Annotated in this window: 6 protein-coding genes and 1 pseudogene; 1 reads left to right on the top strand and 6 read right to left on the bottom strand. The window is 57.5% G+C overall.

Annotated features, from left to right (window positions below; genetic code table 11):
- Positions 1 to 748: 748 nt before the first annotated feature.
- Positions 749 to 937, bottom strand: coding sequence for a DUF6771 family protein (locus tag CA237_RS19140; RefSeq protein WP_066693022.1), 189 nt, complete (start codon positions 935 to 937; stop codon positions 749 to 751).
- Between the two features lie 124 nt (positions 938 to 1,061).
- Between CA237_RS19140 and CA237_RS19135 the strand changes: the two genes are divergently transcribed.
- Positions 1,062 to 1,508, top strand: a complete 447-nt coding sequence (locus CA237_RS19135; protein ID WP_126015283.1) for a hypothetical protein — start codon at positions 1,062 to 1,064, stop codon at positions 1,506 to 1,508.
- Positions 1,509 to 1,566: 58 nt separating this feature from the next.
- Here CA237_RS19135 and CA237_RS19130 read toward each other — a convergent pair whose 3' ends face one another.
- From CA237_RS19130 to CA237_RS19110, 5 genes and pseudogenes are all read right to left on the bottom strand, one after another.
- On the bottom strand, positions 1,567 to 1,980 hold the full coding sequence (locus CA237_RS19130; protein WP_126015281.1) for a hypothetical protein: 414 nt from the start codon (positions 1,978 to 1,980) through the stop codon (positions 1,567 to 1,569).
- A gap of 5 nt (positions 1,981 to 1,985) precedes the next feature.
- Positions 1,986 to 2,495 carry a T6SS effector amidase Tae4 family protein gene (locus CA237_RS19125; RefSeq protein WP_164523932.1) on the bottom strand — a complete coding sequence of 170 codons (510 nt, stop codon included), beginning with the start codon at positions 2,493 to 2,495 and terminating at the stop codon, positions 1,986 to 1,988.
- A 156-nt stretch (positions 2,496 to 2,651) separates the two neighbouring features.
- On the bottom strand, positions 2,652 to 3,251 hold the full coding sequence (locus CA237_RS19120; protein WP_066693028.1) for an SOS response-associated peptidase family protein: 600 nt from the start codon (positions 3,249 to 3,251) through the stop codon (positions 2,652 to 2,654).
- 32 nt (positions 3,252 to 3,283) lie between these two features.
- Entirely contained in the window at positions 3,284 to 3,826 is a 543-nt protein-coding gene (locus CA237_RS19115) for a recombinase family protein (RefSeq protein ID WP_066693020.1), read from the bottom strand.
- 284 nt (positions 3,827 to 4,110) lie between these two features.
- Positions 4,111 to 4,218, bottom strand: a pseudogene (locus CA237_RS19110) (IS5/IS1182 family transposase); the annotation flags it as partial.

Raw genomic sequence — 4,218 nt, 5'->3', positions numbered from 1 at the left:
GTTGAAGCTCCACCCTTTGCACGTGAATGCCCATATTGCGGCAGGCGACAGGCCCAACGGCCATCGCAAAGCGCCCGACCGCGAAGAGACTGTTGCACTCCGGGGGTGATGACGGGTGATCTTGCAACGATCCGCGAAGGAGCAGATCATGAGGTAGCAGAAGAAGTTGGGATATCCCTCACACGGAGGGGCAGCAGCTAGAGACTTTAGGCCGAAACCTTGGACATACGCGCCCGCAGCCCGGCCACAACGCTGTGACCGGCCACGTAGATTGAAGAGGATTACCAGCCCCCACGGTTCGATTTTGCGAACCGCGACGCTTCAATGCCGTAGGGGTGCTTGAAGTGCAATGGCGGTCATAGCTGTCAGCTACGAGCTACCCGCGAACGCGCCTAACGATTCTGCGCCGCTCCCTATCGTCCCTAGCCCTATCCCACTCGCTCTGCTCGATACCCGCTGGCTTCCAATGCTGTGACGCCTTTGGGCGCGCAAACCGTGGGCGCGGTGGTGGTGAGTCATCATCTGGCGGTGGTGCGCAAGGTGACCACGTTACCTTCGGCCCCCGCGCACCACATTGGCACCGTAGTCTTTCCGCAAAATCCGGCCAATCGGTGCGCCAACCCTTACGCGCCCAATGTCGCTGTAATTCGTAAGGGGAGAATAGGGCTATCCTACCGCAAGCGCGGCATTCCGCTTGGACCGACCCGTGTCGCAGATCGGTAAGGTATCTGATTGGCTGGACCACGGCTCACAAGGGCAGCGGCAGTTGGTTGCGATCCTGCACTGAAAGCGGTTCGCCCACATACTCGCGAAGGTGCGCGGCCATGGTTTCCGCAGCCTGTACCCGCATACGAGCGTCCGGTGCCGTGATGCCAAGGCGGACCCATCCGGGGGCCGATAGGATGGCAGCGGCAATCATTTCCTGCGAATCCAGCATGACGTTTCCTCCGTTCTTTAGGTAGAACAGAACGGGAACGATTCGCAAGGCGGTTCAGGCTCGCGCCGTAACCGGCATCGGCGTTATAAGCGTTACTGCCGATCTGTTCGGCCAGGAGAATCGCATGTTCAAAATGCCGCTTCTTGCATTCGCTGCGATCTGCATGAGCGCTGCGCCGAACGCTTCCGCAACCGTATGTGATCGGTCCAAGATACAAGCGCTATCCGTGGCAGACGCTGCCAAGACAATTTTAGCAAACAGCGATGTAGTCGGGGTAGGTTCGGCGAATGATGAACGAAGCGACCCGAACGTTCTACGTCAGAAGATCGTTTTTACTGACCTTATGAAGGGTAAGGAACACGTTGTGTTCCTTTCGCCCTACCGGACGGCAGGCGTGGGTATTCACGACGGTTGGGTAAGGCAGTTCCAAGAGCCACGCAGCGGTGGAAGGCTATTCGCGCTAACAATGCACCGCGATGGCTACGTCGCAGGAAAATGTATTCTCGCTATGTTGGCGACCTTTCCAGAGGAACAAATGCTTACCGCTTTGAACCGTGCTGTCAGCGAATAAGAGCGCCGTATTAGGATTCGGAGTCAGCCATGACGTCCTGCGAGCTTTTAGAGCATGGTTAGCCGTTACCCTCTTCTTTCTGGTAATCGTCCGCCAACGCTTTCGCCGAAGCATCGATTGAGCGGCTGACAGCAGGCGTCGCGACAATCTTTCCGCAGGTCATGACCGGTAAGGGTACAGTAGGCGATTGTGGCCCTTCACCCTGTCCTTGCGCCACCCCCGAACGGGCAAGCTCCGCCTTCACTGCATCGGCAACTGGCGTCCATTCCTCAACGGGACCGCGCGCATTCTGCATGATCGCACCAGCCCACCGTTCCCCCTGATCCTTGAGATAATCGTTCTGCTGGAAAGCGAAGCAACTTGCTGTCGCATACTGAACAAGTACGTCGCGGGCGGCAGGTTTCGTTTCAGCCTTCACTGGTTGGGACTGACCGCTACAACCGGCCAACAGAGCGGAGAACATGATAGCCATGCGCATTACCCCAACTCCCAGAATTCACCGCGCGACGTTTTGACGTTGCCGTTCGAGTACACCGAGTAGTTATCGGAAGCTTCTCGATACCGGCCACCATCCCATAGCGCTATATGCCCGCTGGCATCTGCCCAATTTACCGTGAAGGCAACAATTCCGCGTTTGCCCCGGAATGCGCTGTCATAGGGGCTAGCATTGTCGACCAGCGGTTTGCCCAATAGCCGAATGAGATAGTTTCGAAATTCCGTCACACGGAAGATGATACGCGAGCCGTCAGCGGTTCCCAACGTTTGCGCACCGGCAGCGCGTGCGGTTACGGCGTTGATAGGTGATCCGCCTTTGTTAAACGCGACACTCAATCGGCTTGCGCAGGTGTTACCCCTTGGACCGAAGCCCGGAGCCATAATGTTACGTTCTGCCGCCCCACCCAAATGGGTGTAAAGGTCGCGTAAAGTTGGGTAAGTCGCGTGATCCGGGAACGCAGCCCAAATCTTCGAGAGGTTGGGTTTTGCCATTTGCGAAGGCATCCTTACTCTGTCGGCAATACCGGAGGGTACCACACAGCCGCTGGACGACAACACGCCGGGTAGCGTTCTACCTCGCGTAGGAAACGGCAGACCTTCCGCATTCGCGGCAACGCCGCCAACCTATGACAGCAATCGAGTAACGATTCATTCGACCCGCATCAGCTGCGAAGGGAATGGTGCCGACAGTTCCAATGCCTCCGCTATGGGCGCAGTTAGCCACCGCTCTTCATCTTCGGGATGCAGCAACACCGGCATTGCCTTGGGATGGATAGGCGCAACGACGGCGTTGGGTTCGGTCGTAAGGAAGGCGAACACCGGCCCCTCTTCGGTCGGTCGCCATATCCCCGCAAAGCTGGTTATCGGCTGCGATGGCACGTCGAACCAATGTAGCGGCAACTTGCCATCGTCGCCGCGAACCTGCCCGTATTCGGAAAACCGGGTAAAGGGCACAAGGCAGCGCCGTGATGGGTTTGCCAAGGCCGAACGCCAAAAGGGGGAGGTTAGGTTTCGAACGTTCGTAACGTCCTTGCGAATATCCTTACCGCTCTTGCCCTTCGTCATCATGGGGAAGCCCCATGCCATAACGTCGAGGATGCGAACGCCATCGGCATCGCGGACCACATAGGCGGGTTTGCGGGGGAACAGTTCGGGGGCTGGCGCTGCTACCGGGTTTGCCGCTTCGGTAGCCCTGTATCGTGGGAACAGTGACGCCGCAGGAACCGAAAGGGCATAGCGATTGCACATCATTCGACTCCCACAGCCACTATTAACCGGGCCTACGCTGCCAAGGCTCGATAAACGCTAGCTCGACCAACACCCAACCGTTTGGCAATTTCGGTTGGTCCTACGCCCTCTGCATGAAGGGCTTTGATCCCTACCGGATCAACCGACCGCTTCCGCCCCTTATAGACGCCCTTCGCCTTCGCGGTGGCGATGCCTTCCATCTGCCGTTCGCGCCGTATGGCAGTTTCAAACTGCGCAAAGACGCCAAGCATTTGGAGGAAGGCGACGCCCGCAGGGGTTGATGTATCAATCGGCTGCTCGGTGGCGCGAAGGAACGCCCCCTTATCCTTCAAGGTGGCGACAATCTTCTCTAGGTCAGCAACCGATCGTGCGAGCCGGTCAATCCGGGTGACCATGAGCGTATCGCCTTCGCGGATGAACGATAGGACCGTTTCAAGTTCACCACGTCCTTGCGTTGTGGTCCCGCTCTTCTTTTCGGTTCGAACCACCGAACAACCGACTGCCTCCAATGCCGCAACCTGAACGCTGCAATCCTGATCTTCACTCGAAACGCGAGCATAGCCAATCATCGTCATGAGACAGCCTCTGTACCAATAGGGTCTATACCTGCTGGTATGACTGTCTCACGCTGCGGAGTCAAACCCTATTGAGACGATTCCTCTGTCTCATACCTCTGTCTCGCTTGAGTATACTTTACCGAGCACCGCCGAACTACCAACCTTACAAAGAAATGCTTGCCGTGACCGTTTCGGTCCGGAAAGTTCTTGCTACAGACGCCCTCGAACTTATTCTGCCAACGCAATAGCTTAAAGGAACCGGGATGGCGAAGCGTCAGCGCACTAGGGTCAGGACTCGTTGATTACAGCCAGAAGATGACGGTGGCAGCGAGGACGATGGCGGAGAAGAAGGCTGTCGGGCAGCGGTCGTAGCGGGTTGCGACGCGGCGCCAGTCCTTGAGGCGGCCGAA

Origin of the sequence: Sphingomonas sp. ABOLH (assembly GCF_003951715.1) — a bacterium.
Taxonomy (GTDB): domain Bacteria; phylum Pseudomonadota; class Alphaproteobacteria; order Sphingomonadales; family Sphingomonadaceae; genus Sphingomonas; species Sphingomonas hankookensis_A.
The sequence above is the reverse complement of the archived record's forward strand: the minus strand, read 5'-3'. Positions and strand labels throughout refer to the sequence as shown.

Bases quoted from the DNA above. Each gene is read 5' to 3' on its own strand.
- CA237_RS19140 (WP_066693022.1), bottom strand. From the start codon at position 937: ATGCTGGATTCGCAGGAAATGATTGCCGCTGCCATCCTATCGGCCCCC.
- CA237_RS19135 (WP_126015283.1), top strand. From the start codon at position 1,062: ATGTTCAAAATGCCGCTTCTTGCATTCGCTGCGATCTGCATGAGCGCT.
- CA237_RS19130 (WP_126015281.1), bottom strand. From the start codon at position 1,980: ATGGCTATCATGTTCTCCGCTCTGTTGGCCGGTTGTAGCGGTCAGTCC.
- CA237_RS19125 (WP_164523932.1), bottom strand. From the start codon at position 2,495: ATGGCAAAACCCAACCTCTCGAAGATTTGGGCTGCGTTCCCGGATCAC.
- CA237_RS19120 (WP_066693028.1), bottom strand. From the start codon at position 3,251: ATGTGCAATCGCTATGCCCTTTCGGTTCCTGCGGCGTCACTGTTCCCA.
- CA237_RS19115 (WP_066693020.1), bottom strand. From the start codon at position 3,826: ATGACGATGATTGGCTATGCTCGCGTTTCGAGTGAAGATCAGGATTGC.